This is a genomic window from Gemmatimonadota bacterium (assembly GCA_016713785.1).
Taxonomy (GTDB): domain Bacteria; phylum Gemmatimonadota; class Gemmatimonadetes; order Gemmatimonadales; family GWC2-71-9; genus JADJOM01.
Genome location: JADJOM010000003.1, coordinates 1,902,507 through 1,927,073, shown reverse-complemented (window position 1 = coordinate 1,927,073; position 24,567 = coordinate 1,902,507). Strand labels below are relative to the sequence as shown.

Sequence of the window (24,567 nt, the reverse complement as noted above, 5' to 3'; positions counted from 1 at the left end):
GCTCATGGCCTGCCTGCATGGCTGGCTCGACGCCTCCGCGGCCCGGGCGCCGGGGAGCACGGCCATCGTGGACCCCGGACGGGGCACGATCACCTACGGCGATCTCGCGCACCTGTCGGACCGGGTGCGGGACCGCCTGTGGGCCATGGGGGTACGGCCGGGCGACCGGGTCGGGATGTTCCTCGGCAAGTCCATCGACTCGGTGGCCACCATCTTCGGGATCCTCAAGGCCGGCGCGGCGTACACGCCGGTGGATCCGGACTCGCCCGGCGGTCGCGCGGCCTTCATCCTCACCAACGCGGCGGTGCGCGTGGTAGTGGTGGAAGAGCGGCGGGCCGCGGAGCTCACCGCCGAGGCCACCACGCTCGGAGCGTCACTCCCGCTGCTGCGGCTGCCCACGACCGGTGGCGGGGCGGGGCTGGTGGCGGCGCTCGACGCCGCCGACCGCTCCACGCCGGTGCCCGTGGTGCCCAGCCATGACCCCGGCCTCGATGGCCTCGCCTACATCCTGTATACCTCCGGGTCCACCGGGAAGCCCAAGGGCGTGATGCTGACGCACCGGGCCGCGATGAGCTTCGTGGACTGGTGCACCGACATCTTCGCGCCGACCGCCGACGACGTCTTCAGCTCGCACGCGCCGTTCCACTTCGACCTCTCGGTGCTGGACCTCTACCTCTCGCTCAAGCACGGCGCCACGCTGGTGCTGATCGGGGAGGAGCAGGGCAAGGACCCGGCGACGCTGGCGCCGCTGATCGCAGAGCAGCGCATTTCCATCTGGTATTCGACGCCGAGCATCCTGAGCCTGCTGGCCCAGTACGGCAAGCTGGAGCGCCACAATTATGGCCGCCTCCGGCACGTGCTGTTCGCCGGCGAGGTCTTCCCGGTGCCGCAGCTCCGGGCCATCAAGGCCGCCTGGCCGCACCCGCGGTACTGGAACCTGTACGGCCCCACCGAGACCAACGTCTGCACCTACTACGAGGTGCCGGCCGGGCCGATCCCGCCGGAGCGGAGCGAGCCGTACCCGATCGGGCGCTGCTGCGAGCACCTGCGCTGCCGGGTGGTGGACCTCGATGACCGCGACCTGCCGCGGGGCGAGGAGGGGGAGCTGGTCGTGGCCGGACCGGGCATCATGACCGGCTACTGGAACCTCCCGGACCGCAATGCCACCGCCTTCCTGGTGGATGAGGCCGGGGTGCCGTGGTACCACACCGGGGACCTGGTCGTGGAGGAGCCCAATGGCGACTACATCTTCCACGGCCGCCGCGACCGGATGGTCAAGCGGCGCGGGTACCGGGTGGAGCTCGGGGAGATCGAGTCCGCGTTTGCCGCGCATCCGGACGTCCGGGAGGTGGCGGTGGTCTCGCACAGCGCGGCCGACGGCGCGGTGACGATCACCGTGTGGCTGGCGCCCAAGACCGGGGACCGGCTGTCGATCATCGCCCTCAAGAAGTACGCGATGGAGAAGCTCCCCAAGTACATGATCCCGGATGCGTTCGGCTTCGTTCCCGCCCTCGACCGCACCTCGACCGACAAGATCGACTACCAGACGCTCAAGGCCCGGGGCACGCCATGACCAGCATTCCCTCCGGCCTGCCCGTCGGGGCGGCCGCCGCGCGCGCGGGCGCCGACGCGCGCGCCACGGCGGTGACTCCCGCCGCCCTCGTCCTGGCCACCGCGCAGCTCGCGCTGCTGGTGCTGCTGGTGCGGATCTTCCGGCTGGAGAGCGTCTCGTTCTACCAGGTGATGCAGCTGATGCTGGTGGGCTTCGTGGTCCACGCGCTGCTGCCGCTCCGCTACCGGCTGCCCTTCTTCGTGCTGCTGTCCTTCGGCGCGCTCTACGTGGTGCTCAACCGCGATGCGCTCTGGGTGATCGGCCTGGGCCTCGGCCTGATCGGGCTCTGCCACCTGCCGTTCCGCTGGCCGGTCCGGCTCGGGGCGGTGCTGGTCGCGGTGGCCCTGCTGGCCCTGCTCCGCACCCAGGCGCTGGCCAACGGCATCCCGCCGCATGTCTGGCCGGTGCTCGGCGGGCTGTTCATGTTCCGCCTGGCGGTGTACCTCTACAACCTCAAGCACAACGAGGTCCCCACCTCGCCGTGGCGCAGCCTGGCGTACCTGTTCATGCTGCCCAACCCGAGCTTCACGCTCTTCCCGGTGGTGGACTACAAGACCTTCGCCCGGCAGTACTACGACGCCGACGAGGGCCGGATGTATCGGCTGGGGCTCAAGTGGATGCTGCGGGGCATGGTGCAGCTGCTCGGCTACCGGATGGTGTACCATTTCATGGTGCTCGACCAGAGCGAGCTGGGCTCGCTGTCCGAGGTGGTCATCTACGTGGTGGCCACCTACGGCCTGTACCTGCGCGTCTCGGGCCAGTTCCACCTGATCATCGGGGCCCTGCACCTCTTCGGGTTCCGCCTGCCGGAGACGCACCACCGGTACTACCTCTCCAGCAGCTTCCTGGACCTCTGGCGGCGGATCAACATCTACTGGAAGGACTTCATGATGAAGCTGGTGTACTATCCCAGCTTCTTCCGGTTCCGCGCGCGCGGCAGCACATTCGCCCTGATGGCCGCCACGGCGATCGTGTTCGTGATCACCTGGCTGCTGCACTCCTACCAGTGGTTCTGGCTGCGGGGGAGCTTCCCGCTCCGGTTCACCGACCTCGTCTTCTGGCTGATGCTGGGCGTGGCCGTGGCGGTGCTCACCCTGCGCGAGTCGCGGGCGCCGAAGGTGAAGAGCCTCAAGCGCCGCGGCTGGAGCCTGGGCACCGGGCTCAAGACGGCCGGGTTCTTCCTGCTCATGTGCACGCTGTGGTCGTTGTGGAGCTCGGCCACCTTCGCCGAATGGCTCTCCATCTGGCGCCCGGCGCTCAACGTTGACCTCAAGGGCGTGCTGCTGCTCGCGGGTATCATCGTGGGCTTCACGCTGGTGGGCGGCTATCCCTGGGGCCCCGCCGACCTGGTGCGCCCCGACCAGACCCGCCTCGGCACCCTCGACTACGCCCGGTCCTTGGCGCCGCAGGCCGCCATGGCCTGCGGGCTGATGGCGCTCTGCCTCCCGGCGACGCGCGAGGCGTTCGGCCCGGAGTACAACGGCGTGGTGGCCCTGGTGCAGGATACCCGGCTCAACCGGCGCGACCAGCAGCTGGAGCAGCGCGGCTACTACGAGAACCTCGACGTGGCGCGCTTCGACACCCGGGCGTGGGAGTCGCGGATCCAGAAGCCGCTCGACTGGGTGGAGCTCAAGGAAACCGAGGCCTTCCTGCCGCGGCGCGACTTCCTGATGGCGGACAACCGGCCCGGCGTGTTCCTCCCGAAGCACAAGGGCAAGCCGCTCACCATGAATCGCTGGGGGATGCGGGACCAGGACTACGACCAGGTCAAGCCCGCCAGCACCTATCGGGTCGCGCTGCTCGGTCCCTCCGACATCATGGGCTCCGGCGTGGGCGACGGCGAGACCTTCGAGGCGGTGCTCGAGCGGCGGCTCAACCTCGAGGTCGCGGGCGAGCGCTACCGGCGCTTCGAGATCCTCAACTTCGGCATCCCGGGCATCGGGGTGATCCAGCAGCTCTTCGTGCTGGAGGACCGGGTCATGGCGTTCCAGCCGGACCTCATCGTGGTGTCGGCGCACGCGCAGGACGCGCGGACGGTGGTGCTCCACCTGAAGCGGGTGGTGGACTCCGGCTTCCCGATCCCCTATCCCTTCGTACAGCAGGTGGTCGAGGCGTCCGGGGTCACCCCTGGCATGGGTGAGACCGAGTTCCAGCAGCGCATGCGCCCGCACCGCCAGGCGCTGTTCGACTCGACCTACGCGCACCTGGCCCGCGCCGCGGCGGCCACCGGGCAGCAACCGATCGTGCTGCTGCTGCGGCCGCCAACCGACGACGTGGACCCGATGGACATCACCCGCGACGCGGCGGCGCGCGCCGGGTTCGACCTGATCGACCTGAGCCGCGGGGTGTATCCGATGCTCAGCGAGCCCGGGTACCGGGTGGCACCGTGGGACTACCATCCCAACGCCGAGGCCCAGAAGCTCACCGCCGACCGCCTCTACGAGGAGCTGAGCCGACGCGACGCCAGGCTGCAACTGGGGTTCACCCGAGCGCCGCGCCCCTGACGGGGCGCGGCTCCGGCGCGTCGTGACCGGCACTGAGCGCCCCGTCGCCCGGGGCTTCCTGGCCCTGGGCCTCGGCGAGGCCCTGGCCCGGCTGCTGGCCTTTGCCGCCATGGTGGTGGCCGCCCGCCGGCTGGGTCCCGCGATGTACGGCGTGGTCGGCGTCGCCAGCGCGCTCACCCTGTATCTCAATCGGGTCGTCGACTGGGGCCTGGAACTCGGGCTCGGCGTGCGCGAGGTTGCCGCGCGGCGCGAGAGCCTGGCCCGCGCGCTCCCGGCCCTCCTCACCAGCCGCCTCCTGCTCGCCAGCGCCCTCATCGCCGCCGCGGTGGCGCTGAGCCTGGCCGTGCTGCCGGCGCCCGACGCCGCGGTCGTGGCCACGACCACCCTGACCCTGACGGCCGTGGCGCTCGGCACCCGGTGGGCGCACATCGGGCTCGGCCAGACCCGCACGGCGGCGGTCGGAACCGTGGTGGGGCAGGCGCTCTTTGCGGTGCTGCTGGTGGCGCTGGTGCGCGGCCCGGGCGACGTGGCGCGGGTGCCACTGGCCCAGCTGGCCGGCGACCTCGGGGCGGCGCTGCTGTGGCTGCTGGCGCTGCGCCGCGCGGGCCAGCCGTTGCCCGTGCGCCTCGACCGCGCGGTGGTGGCGCCGCTGGTGCCGCGGGGCGCCGCCCTGATGGCCAGCGCGCTCCTCGGCATCTTCATTTTCAACGCGGGACTCATCTTCCTGCGCACGCAGCGGGGCGCGGCCGCCGCGGGCTATTACACCGCCGCGTACACCCTCGTCACCTTCTTCCTGAACGTGGGCATCGCCTACAGCCTGGCGCTCCTCCCGGAACTCACCCGGACGCGGGACGATCCGGGGGCCCAGCGGCGGGTGGCGCACACCGCCGCGGCCCAGGTGCTTACCCTGAGCCTGCCCATCGCGGTCGGCGGCGCGCTGCTGGCCGGCGAGGTTGCGAGCCTGTTCTACGGCCCGGGCTACGGACCGGCCGGACGGCCGCTCGGCATCCTGCTATGGACCCTGCCGCTCTGCGTGCTGCGCGATGTCCCGATCATGGTGCTGCAGGCCACCGGGCGGGAATCGGCCGTGCTGCGCCTGACCGCCTGGGCGGCCGGGATCAACCTCGTGCTGACGGCGGTGCTCGTGGCGCGCTACGGCCTGGTCGGCGCCGCATGGGCGGGGGTGGCTACCGAGGCCGCCCGACTGGCCCTGGCCTACGGGTCGATCCGGCAGCAGGGTCTGGACCTGCCCCCGATCCGCCGGCTGTGGCGGACCGGGCTGGCGCTGGCGGCGATGGCCGGGGCGGTGCTGGCGGTGCCCGGCCTGATGGTGCTCCTCCGTGTGGGGATCGGGGGGGTGGCCTATCTCAGCGTCCTGACCCTGACCGGCGCCATCCAGCTGCGGGCCGGGGGTCGGCCCCGCCTGGCCGTCTGAGCCGCGGAAGGGCCTCAAGTCGTTCAGCGGCATAGGTTTTGCCTGAGAGTGACGTCCAGTCTCGAGTCCGTTACCCCCTCACGCGCCGAGCGGCATGCCGACGTATACCGCCACCCTCAATCGCTTCGAGGTGAAGTACCTGGTGGCCACCCGCCGGGTGCCCGAGTTCCTGCGCGAGCTGGGGGACTACACCACCCCGGACCCGCATGACCTGGGGGGCCGGGGCTATGGCATTCTGTCGATCTACTGGGATACTGCCGACTGGCGGCTGTTCTGGGAGAAGGTCGAGGGACTGAAATTCCGGCGGAAGCTGCGGTTCCGGCGCTACGGGGACAGCAAAGACGTCATGATCGAGGTCAAGCAGCGGGAGGACCGGACGGTCCAGAAGCGGCGCGCCAACTGGCCGCTGGCCAGGCTGCGGGAGGCCTTCCCCCTGGGGGGACGCCCCAACTGGGACGCCGTGGGTGACGACCCGGTGGGCACCGAGGCCACCCTGATGATCGAGCGGCTGCACCTCCTGCCGCGGATGGCGGTCCTGTACCGGCGGCGGGCGCTGTTCGGTGCCTTCGATCCGGAGCTCCGGATCACGCTCGATTCCCGGATCCAGTACTCCACCACCGCCCTCGACCTGGGGCAGCCGCTCGAGACCGGGAAGTACGTGATGGACCCGCGGGTGACGGTGCTCGAGGTCAAGTACAACCATCGCGCGCCGGTCTGGTTCTCGAAGGTGGCGCGGCGGCACGAGCTGTCGATGGTGCGGATGTCCAAGTACTGCACGGCCGTGGACAAGGCGTGCTTCGGGCACCAGCTGACGTAGTCCGGCCCGGGCCCTGAACGGCCCGGACCACCACTTTTCCTGGGGGCGTTGTGGACGAATTCATCCGGCAGGCATCGGGCGGCGGGGTGTCGGGGTTCGGCGTCGCGGAGACCTTCGCGGCGCTGTTCCTGAGCTTCGGGCTGTGCCTGATCCTGGCGTACATCTACCGGCAGACGCACCGCGGCCTGTCCTACTCGGTGTCGTTCGTGCACGCCATGATCCTCATGGGCGTGACGGTGGCGGTGATCATGCTGGTCATCGGCAGCAACATCGCCCGGGCGTTCACGCTGGTGGGTGCGCTGTCGATCATCCGCTTCCGGAACGCGGTGAAGGACTCCCGCGACGTGGCATTCATCTTCCTCACCATGGCGGTGGGGATGGCGGTCGGCACCGGGTTCTACCTGACCGCGGTGATCTTCACGATCTCGGTCTCGTTCATGGTCTACTTCCTGTCGCGGTTCGAGATCGGCGCCACGGTGAGCCGGGAGCAGCTGCTCAAGCTGCACGTGCCGCCCGAGGTCGAGTATCACACCGCGTTCAACGACCTGTTCTTCCGCTACGCCCGGGAGCAGGCGCTGCTGTCCGTGGAAACCCTGCGGGACGGCGGCGCCCTGGAGCTCATCTACTCGCTGGAGCTCAAGCCCGACGCCGACGAGGCGAAGTTCCTCGGCGAGCTGCGCGGCATTACCCGCGGTGGCAAGGTGGCGCTCCTGACGGGCAAGGAAAACATCGACGTATGACCGGCCAGCCCCTCGTCCCGCCGGCCTGGCGGGAGGGGTTCCGGCGGCACGAGCGGGCCGTGGCATGGACCTACGTGGCGCTCGTCGCCGGATTCCTGGCGCTGCTGGTCCTGCCCCCCAGCCGGCACTGGCTGCTTGGCCGGGTGGAGGCCGGCGTGCGCGCCTCGGAGGGCCGCTGGACTTCCCGGCTCGAGGAGGGTGAGCGGCTGCTGGCCGCGGGGGACTACGCGCGCGCCGCCGAGCGGCTGGAACTGCTCAACCGCGAGTTCCCGGCACGGGATGTCCGGCACGGCCGTGACAAGGAAAAGGAGCGCGTGCTGCTGGCGCTCACCGCCGCCTACACCCGCCTGGAGCAGAAGGGCCGTGCCCTCCGCGCCGCGCAGGCCCTGGCCGCCTTCGACCCGCTCAACTATCGCAACCACTACGCCCTGGCCCTGGTGTCCGACCACTTCCTGAGTGGCTGGGCGCTCGCGCCCGAGGCCCGGGATGCCTACGCCGCCGTGCTGGCCATCCACCCGAGTCACATGCCGTCCATGCGCGGCTACGTGGCCTACTACGCGGCCCGTGGGGAGTGGCCCGAAGTCCGCCGGATCTGGGAGGTCTACCTCGACGCGTTCCTGCTGCAGCCCGTCACCCTCCGGGCCGGCCGCGCCAGCGTGACCGTGATGGCCAATGCCACTGGCCGGCCGCAGGAGGTGGAATTTCTCCTCCCCGCCGGCAGCACCGCTGACAGCCTCCACTTCGACGCCCGCGGCATGGCCCTGGCCGTGGACCGGGTGGCGCTGGTGCGCCCGCTCCGCGCCGGCCTCCTCGAGCGACGGGCGGACCTGCAACTGGCCCTGGCGGGACCGCTCCGCGGCGACACGGCGCTCACCGTGGCATTGCCGCCCGGCGCGGGGGCGCTCGAGCGGGTACGGGTGACGCTCCGGCTCTTCAAGCCCGCCGACAAGTCGCTCCGGAACAGCGTGGCCGCGGCCTATCGCAGCCTGCTCGACTGGGATGGACTGGCGGCGGCGGAGGCCCGGTTCGACGTGGTGCCGCGGCCCGGCCTGGCCGACTCGGTGCTGGCCCGCCAGGAATGGGCCACCGAGGGCCAGGCCGGGCGGCGGGACGAACAGGAGTTGCTGCGATGAACCGCCTGCGCGCGCTGCGCCTGGTCGACGCGGTGGTCCTCACCACGGTGCCCCTGCTGGTCGGCGTGTACCTCGTCTGGTCCGCCGCGGAGGCATTCCGGCGGGACATCCAGTTCGACGACTGGTGGTCCGCGCGCTCCTCGGTCGCGTCCCGCTTCGACGCGCGGGTCCGCGCCTTCCGCAACCTGCCCCAGCTCCTCCGGGTGGAGCGTCGGCTCGATGCCGGGCAGAAGGACGCGGGAATCGTCCGGCTCAACCTGCCCAGCGACGACTGGACCCGGATGTGGACCGACCCGCAGCTGGGATGGGGAGTGTGGACCGATGCCGAGCTCGCGCGGGATGGCAGCACCCTCCCGGTCAAGCTCCGCAAGCGCGGCGACAACAGCGTCCACTGGTCCACCGACAAGCACACGATCACGGTCCGGACCCCACGCGAGGAGTTCTTCAAGCGCTATCGCGCCTTCGGGCTCTCCGTGAAGGACCCGCTGCAGGCCTTCCTCGCCAACCGGCTGGCCGGGGAGTTCGGCCTGCTGGCGCCCAGCACGACGGTGGTGCCGGTCTTCCTCAACAACCGCTTCTCCGGGCTGTACCGCTTCATCGAGCCGGTGGACGAGTCCTTCCTCCGCCCGTTCGACCGCATGCCGGGGAACATCTTCCGCGGCGACGCGGCGGAGCGCAGCGACTACTTCAAGGGCCTCCCGCGCGACGTCTTCCAGAATCCCTACATCTGGAACCGGGTGGCGATGAACGACCGTCCGACCGGGCCCGGCACGTCGCAGCTCGCCCGGTTCCTGGCCGACGTGAACGGGAGCACGTTCGAGCGGCACCTGAGCCTGATGCACCGGCTGGACCGGGCGGAGCTTACCCGGCTCCTCGCCTACCTGCTGCTGACCGGCGACCCGTACCACATGGACGCGGTCCACAACCAGATGTGGTACGAGGACCCGTCCACCGGGATGCTGCACCCGATCCCGTGGGACACCCGGCTGCTCCGCCTCTCCCGCCAGGACCAGCGGCTGAGCCCGGTGTTCCGCGCCCTGCTGCGCGACCCGTTCCTGGTGGACGGAATCCTGCACGAGGTGCGGCAGCGCCTCGACGGGGGCTTCCTCGTGACCGCGGACAGCCTGCTCCGCGCGGTCGTGACCCGCTATCCCGACGCCATCGCCTACGACCAGCTCCGCACCGGCCTGGTCCCCGATCCGGGTGACCCCGACGCCGCGATCGGCGTGCTCCAGGCCAACGCCACGGAGCTCCGCCGCTGGCTCGACCAGGCGGAGGTGGCGGTGGCCGCCGGGCGCGCGGAGGGGCTGACGGTCCTGGACCTGGACCTCCGCGGCTACGTGGGGGTGGACCTGACGGCCCTCGCGCTGCCGGGCACGGCCACCACGCCGGCGCTCTTCCTCGACCGAAACCGGAATGGGGCGCTCGATCCCGGGGATCCCGCCGTGCGCGGCACGTTCCGGGCGGGCGTCTTCACCCCGGCGGCGCCCGTGGCCCTGCTCCCGGGCTGGCGCACCGATACCCTGGGCGTGCGCCCGGGCCGGCTCGCCTATCGCCTCTTCGTGCGTGGTGCGGCCGGCGCGGTGCGCCCGGTCCTCACGAATCGGGTCACCGGGGCCGCGGTGGAGCCGGGGCAGTGGACCGGCGGCGAGGCCATCCCCGCCACCCGCTCCTACAGCCCGTGGGCCTTCCCGGTGCCGGGCCACACCGTTCACCGGTGGAGCGGCACGGTGCGCCTCACCGAATCGGTCCGGATTCCCGAGGGCGACACCCTGATCGTGGCCGCCGGCACCACGCTGCGCCTCGCGCCCGACGTCAACGTCGTCTCCCGGGGCCCCATCCTGATGCAGGGCACCCGCGAGCGGCCCATCAACGTGATCCCCGATGTCCCCGGCAAGCCGTGGGGCGCCTTCTCGGCCCTGCGCCACGGCGCCGACGGGACGACCGTCACCTGGACCCGCTTCTATTACGGGGGTGGTGGATTCCTGGACGGGGTGGAGTACATCGGGATGGTGAACCTGCACCGGGTGAACCGGGCGCTGTTCCGCCACGTCACCTTCGAGCAGAACGTCCGCAGCGACGACACCTTCCACGCGCTGCACAGCCAGATCACGCTCGACAGCTCGGAGTTCATCAACGCCAACTCCGACGCCGTGGACCTCGACATCTCCACCGGCGTCATCGCCCACAACCGGTTCCGCAACTCCGGCGGCGACGCCATCGACCTCATGACGTCGACCCCGCTGGTCTACGGCAACCACATCGTGGCCTCGGGTGACAAGGGCGTCTCCATCGGCGAGGCCAGCAGTCCGCTGGTGTTCAACAACTACATCGAGGGCGGCAAGCGCGGCGTGGAGGTCAAGGACCGCTCCACGCCCCTGGTGCTCAACAACCACCTGGTCCGCAACGGCGTGGGGATCTACCAGGACCGGAAGAACTGGCGCTACGGCGGCGGGGCCTGGGCCACCGTGGCCAACAACCTGTTCGAGGGCAACACGCTCGGCATCCAGAGCGACGCCTTCTCGCGCCTCACCCTGGCCGACAACCCGGGGATCGACTCGGCGGTGGGTGCGGGGGCGGCCTGGGTCGCACGGCCCGCCGCCGTCGCGCCACCACGGGAACAACTCGGCTGGCTCTACGCGCTCTACGGCATCCCGGCGCTCGCCGACACCGCGGGGCCCGTTCCCGGGCTTGAGCCACGGCACCAGCCCGACCTGGTCGAATGGCAGGAGTTCGAGGACGACTTCGGTGCCTACACCGACGGCTGGACCGCGGCGGAGAACATCGTGCGGCTGACCAAGCGGCGGTCGACGCTGGTCCTCAGCGTGGAAGCCCGGCCCGCCGCGATCACGCGGGCCGTGGACTGGACCGTGCCCCCGGGCGAGGAGTGGATGGTGGTGATCGAGGCCTCGACCGCCGAGCTGACCGGCGCCGCGCTCGAGGTGCAGGGCGCCGCCGGCACCCTGGCGCGGCCGCTCGAGCTGACCGGCGACCCGCTGCTCTTCCGCCTCACCGGGATCCGCCTCCCGCCGGGGCACTATACCGGCCTGCGGCTCCGCGCCGCGCCCTCGGCCAGGGTCGAGAAGGTGGCCACCAAGACCGGCTGGATCGACCTCAAGCCGAGCGAGCTGTACCTGCGTGGCTGGCGGCTGGTCCGCCTGCCCGCCGCGCCCGTCTCCACGGCCCTCGCGGCGCCCTCCCCGGAGCACCCGTGATCTACCGGCACCTGGCACTGGCGCTGACGCTGGCCGGCGGGGCGCCCCTCGCGGCGCAGCACGAGGCCCCCTACACCTTCGTGGTGCTGGGCCACGTGCGGGGCGGCGCCACCGGCGAGCTGAGCCCCAAGCTCCCCGAACTGCTGCAGCGGGTCCGGGCGGAACGCCCGGCGTTCGTGGTCATCAATGGCGACCTGATCTGGGGGGACATCGACCACAACCCCACGCGCACCGAGGTCCTCGAGCGCCAGTGGGACCAGCTCGACTCGGCCCTCGCCACCCTCGGCGTGCCGGTCTACCGGACCCCCGGCAACCACGACATCAGCGACCTGCCCAGCCGCGACGTGTGGGTGCGCCGCTATGGCGCGCCGGCCATGGCCGTGGAGCAGCATGGCAGCCGGTTCATCCTGCTGCCGTCGCCCTGGATCCCGCCCGACGGAGACCTCCGGCACAACCCGTTCGTGCGGCCCACCGCGCTCGACAGCGGCAAGGTCGCGTGGTTGCGCGCCGAGCTGGGACGTGCCGGGCCGTGGGACCACACCTTCGTGGTGATGCACCACCTGCTCTGGTGGGATGCCAGCGCCCCCTGGTGGCGCGACGTGCATCCCCTGCTGCAGGCGGCCGGCGTGCGCTGGGTCTTCGGTGGCGACCTGGGTCCGCTCAAGTTCAGCTGGGTCACCAGGGACAGCGTGCGGTACGTGCAGTCGAGCATGGAGGCGGGCACCCAGCTGCAGACGCTGCGGAACCTCGAGAAGAGCCGGCTGCTCTCCTCGCAGTTCGATACCTACCTGGTGGTGCGGGTGGACGGACCGGCGGTGGATGTCGCGGTGCGGACCTTCGGCGAGTTCACCAACCCCATGTTCACCCCGGAACGCTACACCGCGATGCTGGAGCCGGTGCCGGTGCCGGTGCCGGCCAGCGCGCGCTGGGCGGCGATGTTCTCGGTGAAGCGGGTGCTGGCGGGGTTGCTGGTGCTGCTCACGGGGACGGCGCTGGGCTGGCGCCTGGCGCGGAGGCGCCCCTAGCCACGCGTCGCCGCACCCGCCGCCGCATCCCGCGCCGCCGCCCGCAGCTCCGGGGCGGCGTTCACGTGCGCGGGCGGGCCGTCGGTCACGTACCCGAGCCACTCCCCCCAGGTCCAGGCGCCGACCATCGCCAGCAGGGGCACCAGCGACCGCAGGTACATCACGCCGGCGGCGGGCGAGCGGAACGCGCGCCGGGCCATGCGCCACATGATCAGCGGCGGCAGCAGCGGGGCCAGGCAGGCGTACACCACGCGGCGCGCCGGCGAGCCGCCGAACCGGTTCCGGTTGCAGGCGAACATCCGCCCGAAGGCGTAGCGCTCGTAGACCGCGTCGGCGAAGGTCACGGCCCTGCGGGTGTGCACTTCCGCCTCGGGCACGATCCAGAGCACCCCGAAGCGCTCCGCCAGTGCGGCGTTGACCGCCGTCTCGTGGAAGGTCTCCCGCCACAGCGCTCGGACGGCCTCGAGCTGCTCGCGCCGGTACGAGACGTTGCACACCGTGAGGGCGGGCGCGGGCCCCGCCGTGCAGGGGCGCATGTACCGGTAGTAGTCCACGAGGTAAAACGCCCAGGTGACCGCGCTGCCCGCGTGGTCGGTCTCCACGGCGCCGCCCACGACGGCCCGCCCCGGCGCATGGGCACCGACCAGGCGGCGAAGCCAGTCGCGGGCGGGGCGGCAATGGTCCTCGGTGAGGACGATGATGTCGCCGGTGGCCTCACGCAGCGCGCGGCTGGCGATCTCGATCGGGGTGCTCTGGCCTTCGTTGCGGATGATCCGCACCGACGGGAAGCGCGGCGCCAGCTCCGCGACCCCGGGGAGGTTGGGGTCGGCGACCGCGAGGATCTCGTGCGGCGCGGGGCCCTCCTGCGCCAGCACCAGTTCCAGGCACCGGGCCAGGTGCTCCGCCCCGGCGATGGCGCACACCAGGACCGAGACGCGGGGTTCGGCCATCGGTCAGGCGTCGCCGGCTGGCTGGAAGGGCGCGTCGCGCCACAGCAGCCAGAGGATCACGCCGGCCAGCAGCAGGACCATGATCGGCGTCCCGCCCCGCGCGAGCGCCGGCAGATAGGCCATGGCGGTCTTCTGGAGCACGGTGTGCCACGGCAGCTCCGGCCCCAGGGCGAAGACCCGGAGCAGCGCGGTGAAGACGTTCTCGCGCGTCATGGCCATGGCCCACGCGATCGTCAGGGTCGGCACCACCAGCAGCCACGTGACGGCGCGGGGCAGGTGCAGCAGCACCGGCACCAGGGCCACGAAGAGGAGCGGTACCGCCGGCACCAGGTAGCGCACGCCCGTGTTCCACTGCAGCGCGGCGAACGACACGGCCGAGCAGAACAGGTACAGCGCCAGGCTGGCGCCGAGGAGCAGCGTGAGCTCGGCCCCGCCCGCGGCCCCCGGCCGGCGACGGTAGCGCGGGGCCAGCAGCGCCGCGAGGAGCATGGGGCAGGAGACGAGCAGCCCATACCGCGGGTCGAGCAGGTTGCGCCACAGCAGGTCTGGCGTGGGCACCTGCAGGCCGTTCCAGCCATCCGTGCTCAGGTCGGTGGCCGGCATGTAGCGCTGCGCGGGGAACCAGGGGCTCCCGAAGGCCACGGCCTGGTAGGCCAGCAGGGCCGCGATGGGGCCGACGGCCCCCAGGGTAAAGTCGGCTCCCTGCCGAACGCCGAGGGCGAGCCCGCCGCGGCGCCACCCGGTCGCCACGAGCCACACACCGAAGGCGATGAGCAGCGGCGCCGCGGAGTAGTCGCACAGCAGCCCGAGGCCCAGGGCAAAGCCGGCCCAGCGCACCCGTCCCCGGGGCAGGGGCCGGTCGGCAGTGGTCTCGCCGCCGTGCCAGGCCAGCGCCAGGTAGGCCGCCAGGGTGCAGTAGGCCAGGGCGAGGTTCTGGTTGAGGAATGCCGAGCGGAAGAAGACCGGCGTGCCGAGCGCAAAGAGCAGCGCCAGCCAGAGGGCGGCCCGCTCATCCCGCAGCCGGGCGCGCAGGAACAGGAACAGCACCACCGCCGCGAGCGCGCCCAGGGGGACGTTGAACAGGAGGTGGATGGCGGCCGCGGCCAGCCCGAGCTTCACGTCGAGGCCGCGGGCCCGCATTTCGTTCATGAAGCGGGTGCGATTGGGCCGCGGATCATCATAGGTGGCCGGCGGCTTCGGCGCCGCGAGGCTTGGCACCGCGCGGAGCAACCCCTCGATCGCCGGGGAGGCCGCGGCGTACGGGACCGCCGCGAGCAGCGAGACGCCGGGGTTGTTGTTGATGTAGGCGCCGCGGCCGGGAATCTCGAAGAGGTCGGGATGCAGGCCGAGGTAGCGATCCACCCGCACCGACGCGCTTTCGCCGAGCGCGATGGCGAGGTAGGTCTCCCGCACCACGTTCGGCGCAAAGTGGATGGCGTAGACCAGCGCCACCGTCAGGAAGAGACGGCCCGGGAGACCGAGGCCCCCGGGCCGTCGCGCACCTGCCAGCCCTTCGGTCATCGCGCGGTCAGTACGCCGATTCCTCGGCGGTGGCCGGCTCCGGCTCGCCACCGGGGGTCGGGCCGTCCGCCAGGCTCACCGGCAGGCGCTCGGAGGGGTGCAGCGGGAGCGGCTTGCTCCACACCTTGCCCTTGATCGTGGCCTCGAGCAGCGGCAGCGGCTGGTACACGATGCTCGACCACATGAAGACCTCCGTGGTGCACCAGCACTCCTTGCGCGCGATCGAGGCGCGCAGCGCCTTGGCCTCGGCCGAATGCCAGATCTCCGGGAAGGTCTTCTGCCGCAGGTTGCCGATCGGCTTGTGGATCTCGCAGACGCCGACGTCGCCGTTGGCGTAGACCACCCCGCTGATCTTGCCCGCCTTGCAGGGCACGACCTGCCGCTCCTGCTTCACGGATTCCGTCTTGGCCCACTGGAGCATCGGCTCCACCGCCGAGCCCGTGCGGCCCTCCTCGCGCGGCGCCCACAGCCGGCGGATGTACTCGTAGAGGTCCTCGTACTGCTTGAGGCTCGGGCCCTTGAGGGTCGGGTTCTTCCGGTCGCCGCGGATGATGGCCAGGTTGTGGTGGTCCATCTGCGGGCAGCGCTCATAGAGGTAGGTCGTGAGCTTCTTGATCTCCTCCATGTTCACGTCGGTGGCGGTGGAGATGGAGTGCACCCGGACCCGCGGGTCCTCCTTCTGCAGCTCGACGAGGGCGTCGTAGGTCTCCATCGCCTTCTTGAAGGCGTGGCGCGCCACCCGGAACTTGTCGTGGAACTCGGGCATGCCGTCGAGGGAGATCTCGGCCACGAACAGGTCGAGCGACGGCTCCTTGAGCACCTCGCGGATGGCCGCGATGCAGCGCTCGGTGAAGTAGCCGTTGGTCGGCACGTAGATCTGCTTGACGCCGTTGGTGCGGATGAACTTGCGGCAGATCTCGCCGAATTCCTTGCGCAGGAACGGCTCGCCGCCGGAGAGGTTCAGGTTCTCGATCTGTCCCAGGGAGTCGGAGAGCGCAAACATCTCCTCCTTGGACAGGTCGTCCTTCTTGTTGAGGCTGGTCCAGTAGAAACAGTGCTCGCACTTCATGTTGCAGATGCTGTTGATGAACAGCACCAGGAAGGGCGGGCTATCCATGTCGCGATAGGAATAGCTCGTCAGGCGCGCATGGCGGGCGATGCGCTTGATCGGGTTCATTCCAGCTCCTCACTCGGTGCGGCGAAACGACGGGTCGAGATTCGAGGCTGCAGGGAGCAAAGCTCATGCCCTGCGCCAGCTTAAGCGGATCGGCGGGAATATCCGACCCCGGTTCTGGTATTCCAAGGAGGACCCTGGAATCGGGCCCTCTCTACCGGTTTATGTTGCACAATCGCAGCGCATGTGGCGAGCACGCAACACTTCGGCTCAGTCCTCGACCACGTGGGTGCGAAAAACCTCGCGGAAGGCCTGCCACCGGGCCTCATCGAACCGGCCGTCCTTCAAGCACTCCACTGCGCTGTAGGCCATGAACAGCGCATGGTGCGTGTTGTCGTGCGCAAAGAGGCCCTGCCGGCCGTAGCTGATCATCTGCGGCAGGCTGTCCGCCCAGCGATCCAGGACCCCGAAGGGCACCTCGTAGCCGTTCAAGTACACCGGGTAGGCCTGACGCAGCCGCCGGGTGTAGACCGCCGTGGGCGCCGCGGGAAGGGAGAGGCCGGCCCGCGCCAGGTCGTCACCGACCAGCGCGCCGAGCGCGGCGTCGTCGAGCTTCCAGGTCGCGTCGTCGACTTCGCACGGCAGCTCGGCGCAGAGCGTGGTCCGGCCCGGGAGGTCCTGCCGGTCGGCGTAGTGCTTGGGCTCCGACAGCCGGGTGATCCGGATGCCCGCGTCGGGGAAGTAATGTGCGTCGTACTCGGTGAAGCGGTCGACCGGCAGGTCGAGGTAGATCAGCAGCATGGCGCGGTAGCTGATCTGGCCCGCCGCGGCGTGTACCTCGGCCGGGGTGCGCTGGCCCATGGCCCGCGCCAGCGCGGTGATGGGGATGCTCGACCAGACGTAGTCCGCCTCGAGCGTCGTGGGTCCCTGCGGCCGCTCCACCTGCACCGTCCACCGCCCGCCGGGCGCCGCCGGCGGGGTGAGCCCGGCGACCCGGCTCTCCATCCAGAACTCCGCGCCCATCCCGCGCGCCGCCTCGGCGTAGGCCTCGCTGATCTGGCCGAAGCCGCGCCGGGGGTAGAAGAACCGTCCGCTGCCCGGCGGCTTGAGTCCCGGGACGGCGGTCAGGACTTTCTTCACCAACTTGCCGAACGAGCCGGCGGAGACCCGGCGCCGGGCCTGGATGCCCGAGAGCTCCTCCGGCGTGCGGCCCCAGATCTTCCGGGCATACGGAAAGTAGAACTCGCGGCAGATCGTGGGGCCCAGGTTGGCCCACAGCACCGAGGCAAAGGTGTCGCCCTCGTCGGCCTTGCCGCCCAGGGCCTTCCGCGCCATGTCGCCGAGGGTGCCGAGCGCGAAGCCCGGGTCGAGGCGCAGCAGGAGGTCCACCGGCTTGAGCGGGAAGTGCACCAGGCGCCCGCGCAGGTGGATCCGGCCGTGCCGCGGCCGGTCGAGCAGGTCGGGGCCGAGCAGGCGCCGGATGTCGGCGAGGATCTCCGGCTCGCAGGCCGGGTGCAGGCGGTGACTGCCGAAGTCGAGGCGCTGGAAGCTGCCGTCGAAGCTGCCGGAGTTTCCGCCGACGACCGGGTGCTGTTCCAGCACGGTCACCCGCGCCTTGCCGGTCTGCCGCAGCCGCCAGGCCGCGCCGACGCCGGCGGGGCCGGCGCCCAGGACAACGATGTGGGGTTCAGCCATGCCCGGGGTGTGTCACCTGGTGAATGATGGCGCCGGGGCGGTCCACCGTGCCCTGGCGGGTCCGGCTGAGCACCAGCCAGACGAGGCCGCCGAAGAGCCCGCCGCCGATGAGCACGGTCTGCCACAACAGCGAGCAGACCACGCCCAGCGCGAAGGGCACGCCGAAGGGGGTAAGGAGGGCGGCCAGCGTGGTCTCGCGCACCGCCAGCCCGCCCAGGCTGATGGGCATCAGGCCGGCGATCTTGGCCAGCGGCCAGACGAGGAACCAGACCGAGAGCGGTACCCGGATGCCCAGCTGGTACCCCAGCCAGGCGTTGAGCAGCACGAACCCACCCTGGATGGTGAGCGAGAGGCCGAGGCCCTGCAGGCCGTGGGCCGGGTCGCGGGCCAGGCGGCGCAGCGCCACCAGCGTGCGGCCGATCGGCCGCCGCAGCTTCCTGGGCCAGCGGTGGAGTGGGCGCCGCAGCACGAAGGGCAGGGAGAAGCCCAGCGCCACGAAGCCCACCAGCAGTGCCACCGTGAAGACGCCCTCGCCCCAGCCGGGGAGGTCGTTGCGGGCGAAGAGCGCGCCGCCGGCCACGAGGATCGCCATCGCGATCATGTCGGTGAGGCGGTCGAGCACGCCGCCCAGGAAGGCGGCCTCGGGACGGCGGGTGAACTTGCCCGCCAGCGCCATGCGGAGCACGTCCCCGCCCACGATGCTCGGCAGGCACAGGTTGGCGAAGAGACCGGCGCCGTAGCAGAGCGCGGCGTCGCCCAGCCGGAGGGCGGCGTGGCCGGCGTTCACGAACAGCCGCCACTTGAGCACGCCGAGCGCATGGCCCGACACGAAGCCGAGCAGCACGAGCGTCCACATGCCCGGTGAGAGCCGGCGGATCGCCTCCTCGACTTGGTGCCAGGGCAGCACCCAGGCCAGCAGGCCGAGCAGCCCGAGGCTGACGGCGACCTTGAGCCAGACCTTCATCGCTTGAGCCCGATGCGCGCGTTCTGGTCGGCCAGCAGGCCGACGGCCCACACGATCAGCGCGCCCAGGAAGCAGAGGACGACCGTCTCGGAGAGGTTGTCCCGGTAGATGTCATAGGCCAGCTTGCCGAGGCCCACCAGCGACAGCCCCGCGCCCAGGGGGATGAAGACCTTGAGCGGGTTGAAGTAGATGATGGTCCGGAAGGTCAGCAGCGCGAAGTCGTAGGCGTGGCGGGGCCGGATCTTGGACTGGCCCTTCCGCGAGTGGTAGTCGATCGCGATGTACTCGACCGGATGCCCGTTGCAGTTGGCGGCCAGGGTGATCGTGGTGGTGAACGAGAACCCGTTGGGGAGCAGGTGCTCGTAGCGCGCGATCAGGTCCCGCCGCATGAGCCGCAGCCCCGAGTTGATGTCCGGGATCGGCCGCTCGCTCAGGTAGCTGGCCAGCCAGCGCAGGAAGGCCTTGGCGGGGCGGCGTACCAGCGGCACCTGCACGGTCTCCCCGGTGCGGGCGCCCACCACCATGGCGTTGCGGTCGGCGGCGGCGAGCAGCACCGGGATCGCGCTCACCGGGTAGGTGCCGTCGGCGTCGGTGATGAGGATCCAGTCGTGCTTCGCGCGGTGGATCCCCAGCTTGAGCGCCGCGCCGTACCCGCGGTTGGGCCGCCGCCGCAGCACCCGGGCCCCGGTGGTGTCGGCGGCCTCCGCGGTGTTGTCGCGGCTGCCGTCGTCGACCACGATGATCTCGTAGGTCCAGCCGGATTGCCGCAGCACCTCGTCCACGTCGCGCACCTGCTGCGCCACGTGCGCCCCCTCGTTGTAGGCGGGGATCACCACGGAAACGGCGTGGGGCAGGACGCCGGCGGCATCCTCGTAGACGTCCTCGATCACTCGGCGGTCCTCGGGGTGGAAGCGGAATCGGCCGGCACCGGCGGGCGGCTGGCCAGCACCACGATCGCGCCCCCCCCGACGGTGCCGGGGAAGGTGGCCATCTGCTGGTAGTCCGCGAGCTCCTGCCAGACGTCCGGATACGCGGCGGCCAGCCGCACCGGGAAGGTGTACAGCACCCAGGTGCGCGGATGGGCGCCGGCCAGCTGCCGCAGCGCCGTCGCCTGCTCCACCGGGACCCAGTCGCGAGCATAATAGCGCGTCAGCGGATAGGTGGTCAGGTCCACCGTGGCCACCGCGTCGTCCGGGCCGCGCTGGGCATCGACGTAGCGCATCGCCGCCACGAAGTCCTGCTTGGGCCCCCAGGCGCGGGGCACCGTGAGGGCACTGGCGAGGATCACCACCACGGTGCCCGCGAGTGCCAGGCGGCCGCCGTGCGCGCGGGTGACCATCCGCGACAGGCTGAACCCGCCCCGGATCACGATCAGGACCGCGAAGGTGGCGGAGAAGAAGAAGAACCGCGGCCACAGGTTGTGCCGCAGCAGGATGATCGCGGCCAGCGTCACCAGGCCGGGCAGGACCATGGCGCCCAGGATGGCGAGGCCCTGTCGGGCGTAGCTCACGAGGCCCGCGACCAGCACGCCGGCGCCGAGCCCGAGCGCCACCCAGCCGCCGGGCAGGCCGCCGGCCAGGCCGCGCATGGCCTCGAGCGCCATCCAGGTGGGGTTTTGCCACTCGGTCTCCGCGTGGAAGGCCGAGGGCTCGGTGAGCGTGGCGGCGAACTGCGGCAGCACCGGCGCGTAGAGCAGCAGGCTGAGCGAGCCCGCCAGGACCAGCCCGAGGAGCGAGGCCAGCGCCGGACCGCCGCGCGATTCCGGCCACCGCCGAAGCACGAGCAGCGCGAGGATGCCGGCATGGGCCACCGCCACCAGCACGGCGGTGGCGTGCGTGTAGACCGCCAGCGCCATCGCGAGGCCGTAGAGCAGCGCCAGGCGCCGCCCGTCCTCGTAGACGCCGGAGAGCAGGCGCAGGAAGCACCCGGTGGCGACCACGGTCCACAGCAGCAGGCCGGTGTAGCCCCGCGCGTTCTGCGAGAACCAGACATGGTGGTAGGAGACGGCGAGCAGTGCGGTGGCCAGCAGCGCCTCGCGCCAGCCCGCCACCGTCCGCCCGAACCGCCAGGTGGCCCACAGGCTCGCCACCCCGAAGGCCACCGCCGGCAGCCGGAGCGTGATCGCGCCCTCGCCTCCCAGGGTGGTGACCAGGCGGGCGGTCACGGAATAGAGCAGGTGCTGATTCTGGCTGTCGAACCGGGTCACGATCTGGCCGAGCGGCAGCCGGACGTACTCGACCAGCGTCTGGATCTCGTCAAACCAGAGTCCATCGGCGAGCGCCGGCAGGCGCAGCCCGAGCCCCAGGAGCACCAGCGCGCCGGCGGCCCATGCCGCCCAGGCGGGCTCCTCGCTCCCCCGGGCCAGGCTGCGGGGCGAGAGCAGCGCGGCACCCTCAGTGAGCAGCGGGAGCCGCCCCCAGGCGAGCAACAGCCCGCCGTGCAGCACGAGCATCAGCTTGAACAGCCACAGCCCGGTGGTCACCTCCCCGGCGTGGTGCAGACTGACGGGGGAGACCGCCGTGCCGAGGCTCCCCGCCGGCAGCGCGAGGCCGGTGAGCAGGAGGATGATGCCGAGCGCTGTCAGTAACTGCTTGGATCGCATCCGGTTGCGGGCGTTGAAGTGAAGCCTCCTGCCCAGCAAGCCCCGGACCACGAGGCGGCGGGCTGGGTGGGCGGTCGGTTCCGGGGGACGCGTCCGGAGGCTATATTCTAAGCTGTTGTCACGTCGCGTGTTACAGATTTGATCGCCGGGCGTGACATGGCGCGGTGGCGGGCCGGCCCACCCCCACGCTTCGTTCTGCAGGATGGCTTGGATTGTGCCCTTTGTCCCCCGCCTCCAACGACGGTCCGTGATGCTGCTCTTTCTCGCGCTCCCCCTGCTGGCCGCCCCGATGGTTGCGGACACGGTCCGGCCGCCGATCGCCATCACCGGCGTCACCGTGATCGACGCGACCGGCGCCGCGCCCGCCCCGGGCATGACGGTCCTCATCGCGGGCGACCGCATCGTATCGGTCACCCCCGCGGGCGCGGCGCGGCCGCCACGCGGCGCGGTCGTGGTGGATGGTCGCGGGAAGTTCCTGATCCCGGGGCTGTGGGACATGCACATGCACCTGGCCAACCGGCCGCTCCGGCCCGACAGCAACCGGGTGCGTGGTCTCGAGCGGAACCGCGCCGCGGTCTTTCCGCTCCTGCTGGCCTCCGGGGTCACCGGCGTCCGCGACATGGCGGGCGACCTGGCCGTGCTGCGGCGCTGGCGCGACGAGGCGGCGACTGGCGCCGTGCCCGGTCCACGGCTGGTGATCACCGGGCGAAAGGTCGGCAAGAACCCGGTCACCCCGGAGGCGCCATTCCCGATCGGCTCCGATGCCGACGTGCTCCGCTCGGTGCAGCTCCTGGTGGAGGGCGGCGCCGATTTCGTGAAGGTCGACGGCCTCGAGGGGCGCTACTACCTGCGCCTCTTCCAGGCGGCCAACGCCGCGGGGCTCAACGTGGCGGGACACACCGCCATCGACCTCGGCGCGGTGACCGTGGCGCGGATGGGCCAGCGGAGCATCGAGCACCTCGATGGTGTGGTGCTCGCCTGTGCCGCCGACGAGGCGTCGATCCGCGCCGATGCCCTGGCCGAGGAGGGATGGTGGCGGCGCCTGCTGGCCCGGGTGGGACTGTCGCACCCCGAGGAGAACTTCCGGCGTCGCTACCGGGAGATGCTGGCCACCCAGAGCGACCCGCGCACCGACAGCGTACTGGCGGGGTTCCGGAGCCACGAGACGTGGCAGGTCCCCACCCTGGTCATGCTGCGGGACATCCGGTTGGTGCCACCCTCGGCGGAGCTGGCGGGGGAGCTGCGCCGGTTCCCGGGCCTCAGCAGCGGCGAACCGTCGACCGACGTGCGCTGGGCCGGCGATACCACATTGGCGCACCAGCTCTATCGGCGAGAGCTCGCGATTCTCGGCGGGATGATCCGGCAGGGCGTGCCGATCCTCGCCGGCACCGACGGGCCGGGCGGGACCCGGCTTCCCGGGGCGAGCCTGCACGACGAGCTGGCGCTGCTGGTGGAGGCGGGGATGTCGCCGATGCAGGCGCTGCAATCCGCCACCCGCGAGGCGGCCCGGTTCCTGGGCCGGCAGGATACGCAGGGGACCATCGCCGTCGGGCAGGCGGCCGACCTGGTGCTGCTCTCGGCTGATCCGCTGGCGGACATCAGCAACACCCGGCGGATCGCCGGGGTGGTGGCGCGGGGGCGCTACTACGGGCCGGCCGCGCTCGATTCCCTGCGGGCCGTCGCGGCCGGCGCCTCGGCCCCGTAGCCGGACGGCTACTCCGGGTCGAGCCCGACCACGAAGGCGTCGATCACGCCGCCGAAGCCGACCTGGAGCGCGCCGAGCACGGGGAGGCTCTGCGACGTGGTCTGGCCCGTCAGGTACACGGTGCCCTGGGGCGACACGATGATCGACCGCCCCCGGTCATCGCCGGCCCCGCCCACCACCGCCGCCACGAGGAGCTGGCTCAGGTCCGGCGAGAGCTTGGCGAAGAGCAGGTCCTGGCCCCCGGCAAAGTTGTTGCCCAGGTTGGTGGGGAAGTTGCTCGAGGTGGTATAGCCCGTCAGGTAGATGTTGCCCCGGCTGTCGGTCGCCACGCCCTCCGCCCGTTCCGCCCCCGACCCTCCCAGGTACGTCATGGCCAGCAGGGCGCCCGCCGGGCTCACCTTGGCCACCATCGCGTCGGTCCCGCCCCCCGCGGGCTGCCGTTGGACGGCGGTGCCGCTGGTGGGCAGGTCGCTCGAGGAGGTGGGGCCCACCACGATCGGGTTGCCGGAGGGGTCGAGCGCCAGCTGGTGGGTCTCGGTGTCCTCGGTGCCGTTGCCGCCGACGTAGGTGCCCCAGAGCAGGCTGGCGCCGTCGAGGCTCAGCTTGGCCAGGTAGATGTCGGAGGTCCCGCCCAGGGTATGGTCGAATCCGTTCGGCGTCGGGATGTCATCGGAGCGGGTGAGGCCGTCCACATAGACGCCGCTCGCGTCCACCCGGATGGAATTGGTGTTGGCCTCCTGGCCGCTGCCGCCGAGGTAGGTGGCCCACAGCACCTGGGTGCCGTCGCCCTTGACCTTGGCCACCAGCATGTCGCGGCCGCCGGCGATGGCCGGCTGGTAGGCGTTGGCAAACCAGCCCGACGGGAAGCCCCCGACCGAGTCGGAGGTGACGATGTAGATGTCGTGGTTGGCATCCACCGCGATGTCGCGGATCGGCACGTAGTCGGCATTGCCGAAGTAGGTGCAGAACACCACGGAGGCCCCCGACGGGCTCAGCTTGCAGAGGAAGCCATCCTGCGGGCCGTACTCCGGGCCGCCATTGCCGCCGGCGAAGGTGCCCTGAAGCGCGCCCGCCGTCGGGGTGAAGCCGCTCCCCGCCCGTCCGGCCAGGTAGACGTAACCCTGGTCGTCCACCTCGATGGCGTAGGCGCGCTCATACTCCGGCCCACCGAGGAAGGTGCCCCACCCCTCCACGCCGGCGGGGGAGAGCTTGAGCGCAAACGCGTCGGACGGGAAGCCGCCGGCGCCGTTGTAGGTGACGTCGAAGCTGCCGGGGGTCACCGGGAAGCTGGCGGACTTGGCGCTGCCGGAGATGTAGCCGTTGCCCTGCGCGTCGGTCGCGGCGTCCCGCCCCATGTCCTCGCTCCCGCCCCCGGCGTAGGTCACGAAGCCCATGGTCAGCCCCTCGCCGGCGGGCGGGGGGGGCAGGGTGTCGGTGCCCCCGCCGCCGCCGGTGGGATCCCCGCCACAGGCGAGACCGGCGGTCAGGCAGGCGACCGTGGCGAGTCCCGCCAGGGTGGCGTCGCGGTGGGACAT

17 protein-coding genes are annotated in these 24,567 nt (G+C 71.4%); 9 read left to right on the top strand and 8 right to left on the bottom strand.

Annotated features, from left to right (window positions below; all coding sequences use genetic code 11):
• The first annotated feature begins 4 nt into the window (after positions 1-4).
• The 8 genes from IPJ95_16730 to IPJ95_16695 all read left to right on the top strand — a co-directional run bounded on the left by IPJ95_16730 (position 5) and on the right by IPJ95_16695 (position 12,481).
• The gene (locus IPJ95_16730) at positions 5-1,573 is read left to right on the top strand and encodes an amino acid adenylation domain-containing protein (GenBank protein MBK7925244.1); all 1,569 of its coding nucleotides are present in this window, start codon (positions 5-7) and stop codon (positions 1,571-1,573) included.
• Positions 1,570-4,116: an SGNH/GDSL hydrolase family protein gene (locus IPJ95_16725; GenBank protein ID MBK7925243.1), complete on the top strand. Its 2,547-nt coding sequence runs from the start codon at positions 1,570-1,572 to the stop codon at positions 4,114-4,116. Before IPJ95_16730 ends, IPJ95_16725 begins: the two co-directional genes overlap by 4 nt.
• A 22-nt stretch (positions 4,117-4,138) precedes the next feature.
• Positions 4,139-5,551, top strand: a complete 1,413-nt coding sequence (locus IPJ95_16720; protein ID MBK7925242.1) for an oligosaccharide flippase family protein — start codon at positions 4,139-4,141, stop codon at positions 5,549-5,551.
• Positions 5,552-5,645: 94 nt separating this feature from the next.
• Positions 5,646-6,368 (top strand): polyphosphate polymerase domain-containing protein, encoded by a 723-nt coding sequence (locus IPJ95_16715; protein ID MBK7925241.1) that lies wholly within the window; start codon positions 5,646-5,648, stop codon positions 6,366-6,368.
• A 50-nt stretch (positions 6,369-6,418) separates the two neighbouring features.
• Positions 6,419-7,108, top strand: a complete 690-nt coding sequence (locus IPJ95_16710; protein MBK7925240.1) for a DUF4956 domain-containing protein — start codon at positions 6,419-6,421, stop codon at positions 7,106-7,108.
• Positions 7,105-8,241, top strand: coding sequence for a hypothetical protein (locus tag IPJ95_16705; GenBank protein MBK7925239.1), 1,137 nt, complete (start codon positions 7,105-7,107; stop codon positions 8,239-8,241). Before IPJ95_16710 ends, IPJ95_16705 begins: the two co-directional genes overlap by 4 nt.
• Positions 8,238-11,456 (top strand): right-handed parallel beta-helix repeat-containing protein, encoded by a 3,219-nt coding sequence (locus IPJ95_16700; GenBank protein MBK7925238.1) that lies wholly within the window; start codon positions 8,238-8,240, stop codon positions 11,454-11,456. Before IPJ95_16705 ends, IPJ95_16700 begins: the two co-directional genes overlap by 4 nt.
• The gene (locus IPJ95_16695; protein ID MBK7925237.1) at positions 11,453-12,481 is read left to right on the top strand and encodes a metallophosphoesterase; all 1,029 of its coding nucleotides are present in this window, start codon (positions 11,453-11,455) and stop codon (positions 12,479-12,481) included. The genes IPJ95_16700 and IPJ95_16695 overlap by 4 nt, the downstream gene beginning before the upstream one ends.
• On the opposite strand, the gene IPJ95_16690 is transcribed toward IPJ95_16695, so the two are convergent.
• The 7 genes from IPJ95_16690 to IPJ95_16660 all read right to left on the bottom strand — a co-directional run bounded on the left by IPJ95_16690 (position 12,478) and on the right by IPJ95_16660 (position 21,327).
• Entirely contained in the window at positions 12,478-13,431 is a 954-nt protein-coding gene (locus tag IPJ95_16690) for a glycosyltransferase (protein ID MBK7925236.1), read from the bottom strand. The genes IPJ95_16695 and IPJ95_16690 overlap by 4 nt on opposite strands.
• 3 nt (positions 13,432-13,434) lie before the next feature.
• Positions 13,435-14,952, bottom strand: a complete 1,518-nt coding sequence (locus IPJ95_16685) for a DUF2079 domain-containing protein (GenBank protein ID MBK7925235.1) — start codon at positions 14,950-14,952, stop codon at positions 13,435-13,437.
• A 7-nt stretch (positions 14,953-14,959) separates the two neighbouring features.
• Complete coding sequence (locus tag IPJ95_16680) at positions 14,960-16,129, bottom strand: radical SAM protein (GenBank protein MBK7925234.1); 1,170 nt, start codon at positions 16,127-16,129, stop codon at positions 14,960-14,962.
• Between the two features lie 207 nt (positions 16,130-16,336).
• Positions 16,337-17,761: an FAD-dependent oxidoreductase gene (locus IPJ95_16675; protein ID MBK7925233.1), complete on the bottom strand. Its 1,425-nt coding sequence runs from the start codon at positions 17,759-17,761 to the stop codon at positions 16,337-16,339.
• A complete protein-coding gene (locus tag IPJ95_16670) occupies positions 17,754-18,725 on the bottom strand; it encodes a flippase-like domain-containing protein (protein MBK7925232.1) in 972 nt (323 codons plus the stop codon). Before IPJ95_16670 ends, IPJ95_16675 begins: the two co-directional genes overlap by 8 nt.
• On the bottom strand, positions 18,722-19,615 hold the full coding sequence (locus tag IPJ95_16665; GenBank protein MBK7925231.1) for a glycosyltransferase family 2 protein: 894 nt from the start codon (positions 19,613-19,615) through the stop codon (positions 18,722-18,724). Before IPJ95_16665 ends, IPJ95_16670 begins: the two co-directional genes overlap by 4 nt.
• Complete coding sequence (locus tag IPJ95_16660; protein ID MBK7925230.1) at positions 19,612-21,327, bottom strand: glycosyltransferase family 39 protein; 1,716 nt, start codon at positions 21,325-21,327, stop codon at positions 19,612-19,614. Before IPJ95_16660 ends, IPJ95_16665 begins: the two co-directional genes overlap by 4 nt.
• Positions 21,328-21,577: 250 nt before the next feature.
• On the opposite strand from IPJ95_16660, the gene IPJ95_16655 reads away from it, so the two are divergent.
• On the top strand, positions 21,578-23,032 hold the full coding sequence (locus IPJ95_16655; GenBank protein ID MBK7925229.1) for an amidohydrolase family protein: 1,455 nt from the start codon (positions 21,578-21,580) through the stop codon (positions 23,030-23,032).
• 8 nt (positions 23,033-23,040) lie between these two features.
• On the opposite strand, the gene IPJ95_16650 is transcribed toward IPJ95_16655, so the two are convergent.
• The gene (locus IPJ95_16650) at positions 23,041-24,567 is read right to left on the bottom strand and encodes an SBBP repeat-containing protein (GenBank protein MBK7925228.1); all 1,527 of its coding nucleotides are present in this window, start codon (positions 24,565-24,567) and stop codon (positions 23,041-23,043) included.

What these genes read in the sequence shown, in the direction of transcription:
- IPJ95_16730 (MBK7925244.1), top strand. Translation starts at nt 5, where the DNA reads ATGGCCTGCCTGCATGGCTGGCTCGACGCCTCCGCGGCCCGGGCGCCG.
- IPJ95_16725 (MBK7925243.1), top strand. Translation starts at nt 1,570, where the DNA reads ATGACCAGCATTCCCTCCGGCCTGCCCGTCGGGGCGGCCGCCGCGCGC.
- IPJ95_16715 (MBK7925241.1), top strand. Translation starts at nt 5,646, where the DNA reads ATGCCGACGTATACCGCCACCCTCAATCGCTTCGAGGTGAAGTACCTG.
- IPJ95_16705 (MBK7925239.1), top strand. Translation starts at nt 7,105, where the DNA reads ATGACCGGCCAGCCCCTCGTCCCGCCGGCCTGGCGGGAGGGGTTCCGG.
- IPJ95_16700 (MBK7925238.1), top strand. Translation starts at nt 8,238, where the DNA reads ATGAACCGCCTGCGCGCGCTGCGCCTGGTCGACGCGGTGGTCCTCACC.
- IPJ95_16690 (MBK7925236.1), bottom strand. Translation starts at nt 13,431, where the DNA reads ATGGCCGAACCCCGCGTCTCGGTCCTGGTGTGCGCCATCGCCGGGGCG.
- IPJ95_16685 (MBK7925235.1), bottom strand. Translation starts at nt 14,952, where the DNA reads ATGACCGAAGGGCTGGCAGGTGCGCGACGGCCCGGGGGCCTCGGTCTC.
- IPJ95_16680 (MBK7925234.1), bottom strand. Translation starts at nt 16,129, where the DNA reads ATGAACCCGATCAAGCGCATCGCCCGCCATGCGCGCCTGACGAGCTAT.
- IPJ95_16675 (MBK7925233.1), bottom strand. Translation starts at nt 17,761, where the DNA reads ATGGCTGAACCCCACATCGTTGTCCTGGGCGCCGGCCCCGCCGGCGTC.
- IPJ95_16670 (MBK7925232.1), bottom strand. Translation starts at nt 18,725, where the DNA reads ATGAAGGTCTGGCTCAAGGTCGCCGTCAGCCTCGGGCTGCTCGGCCTG.
- IPJ95_16660 (MBK7925230.1), bottom strand. Translation starts at nt 21,327, where the DNA reads ATGCGATCCAAGCAGTTACTGACAGCGCTCGGCATCATCCTCCTGCTC.
- IPJ95_16655 (MBK7925229.1), top strand. Translation starts at nt 21,578, where the DNA reads ATGCTGCTCTTTCTCGCGCTCCCCCTGCTGGCCGCCCCGATGGTTGCG.
- IPJ95_16650 (MBK7925228.1), bottom strand. Translation starts at nt 24,567, where the DNA reads ATGTCCCACCGCGACGCCACCCTGGCGGGACTCGCCACGGTCGCCTGC.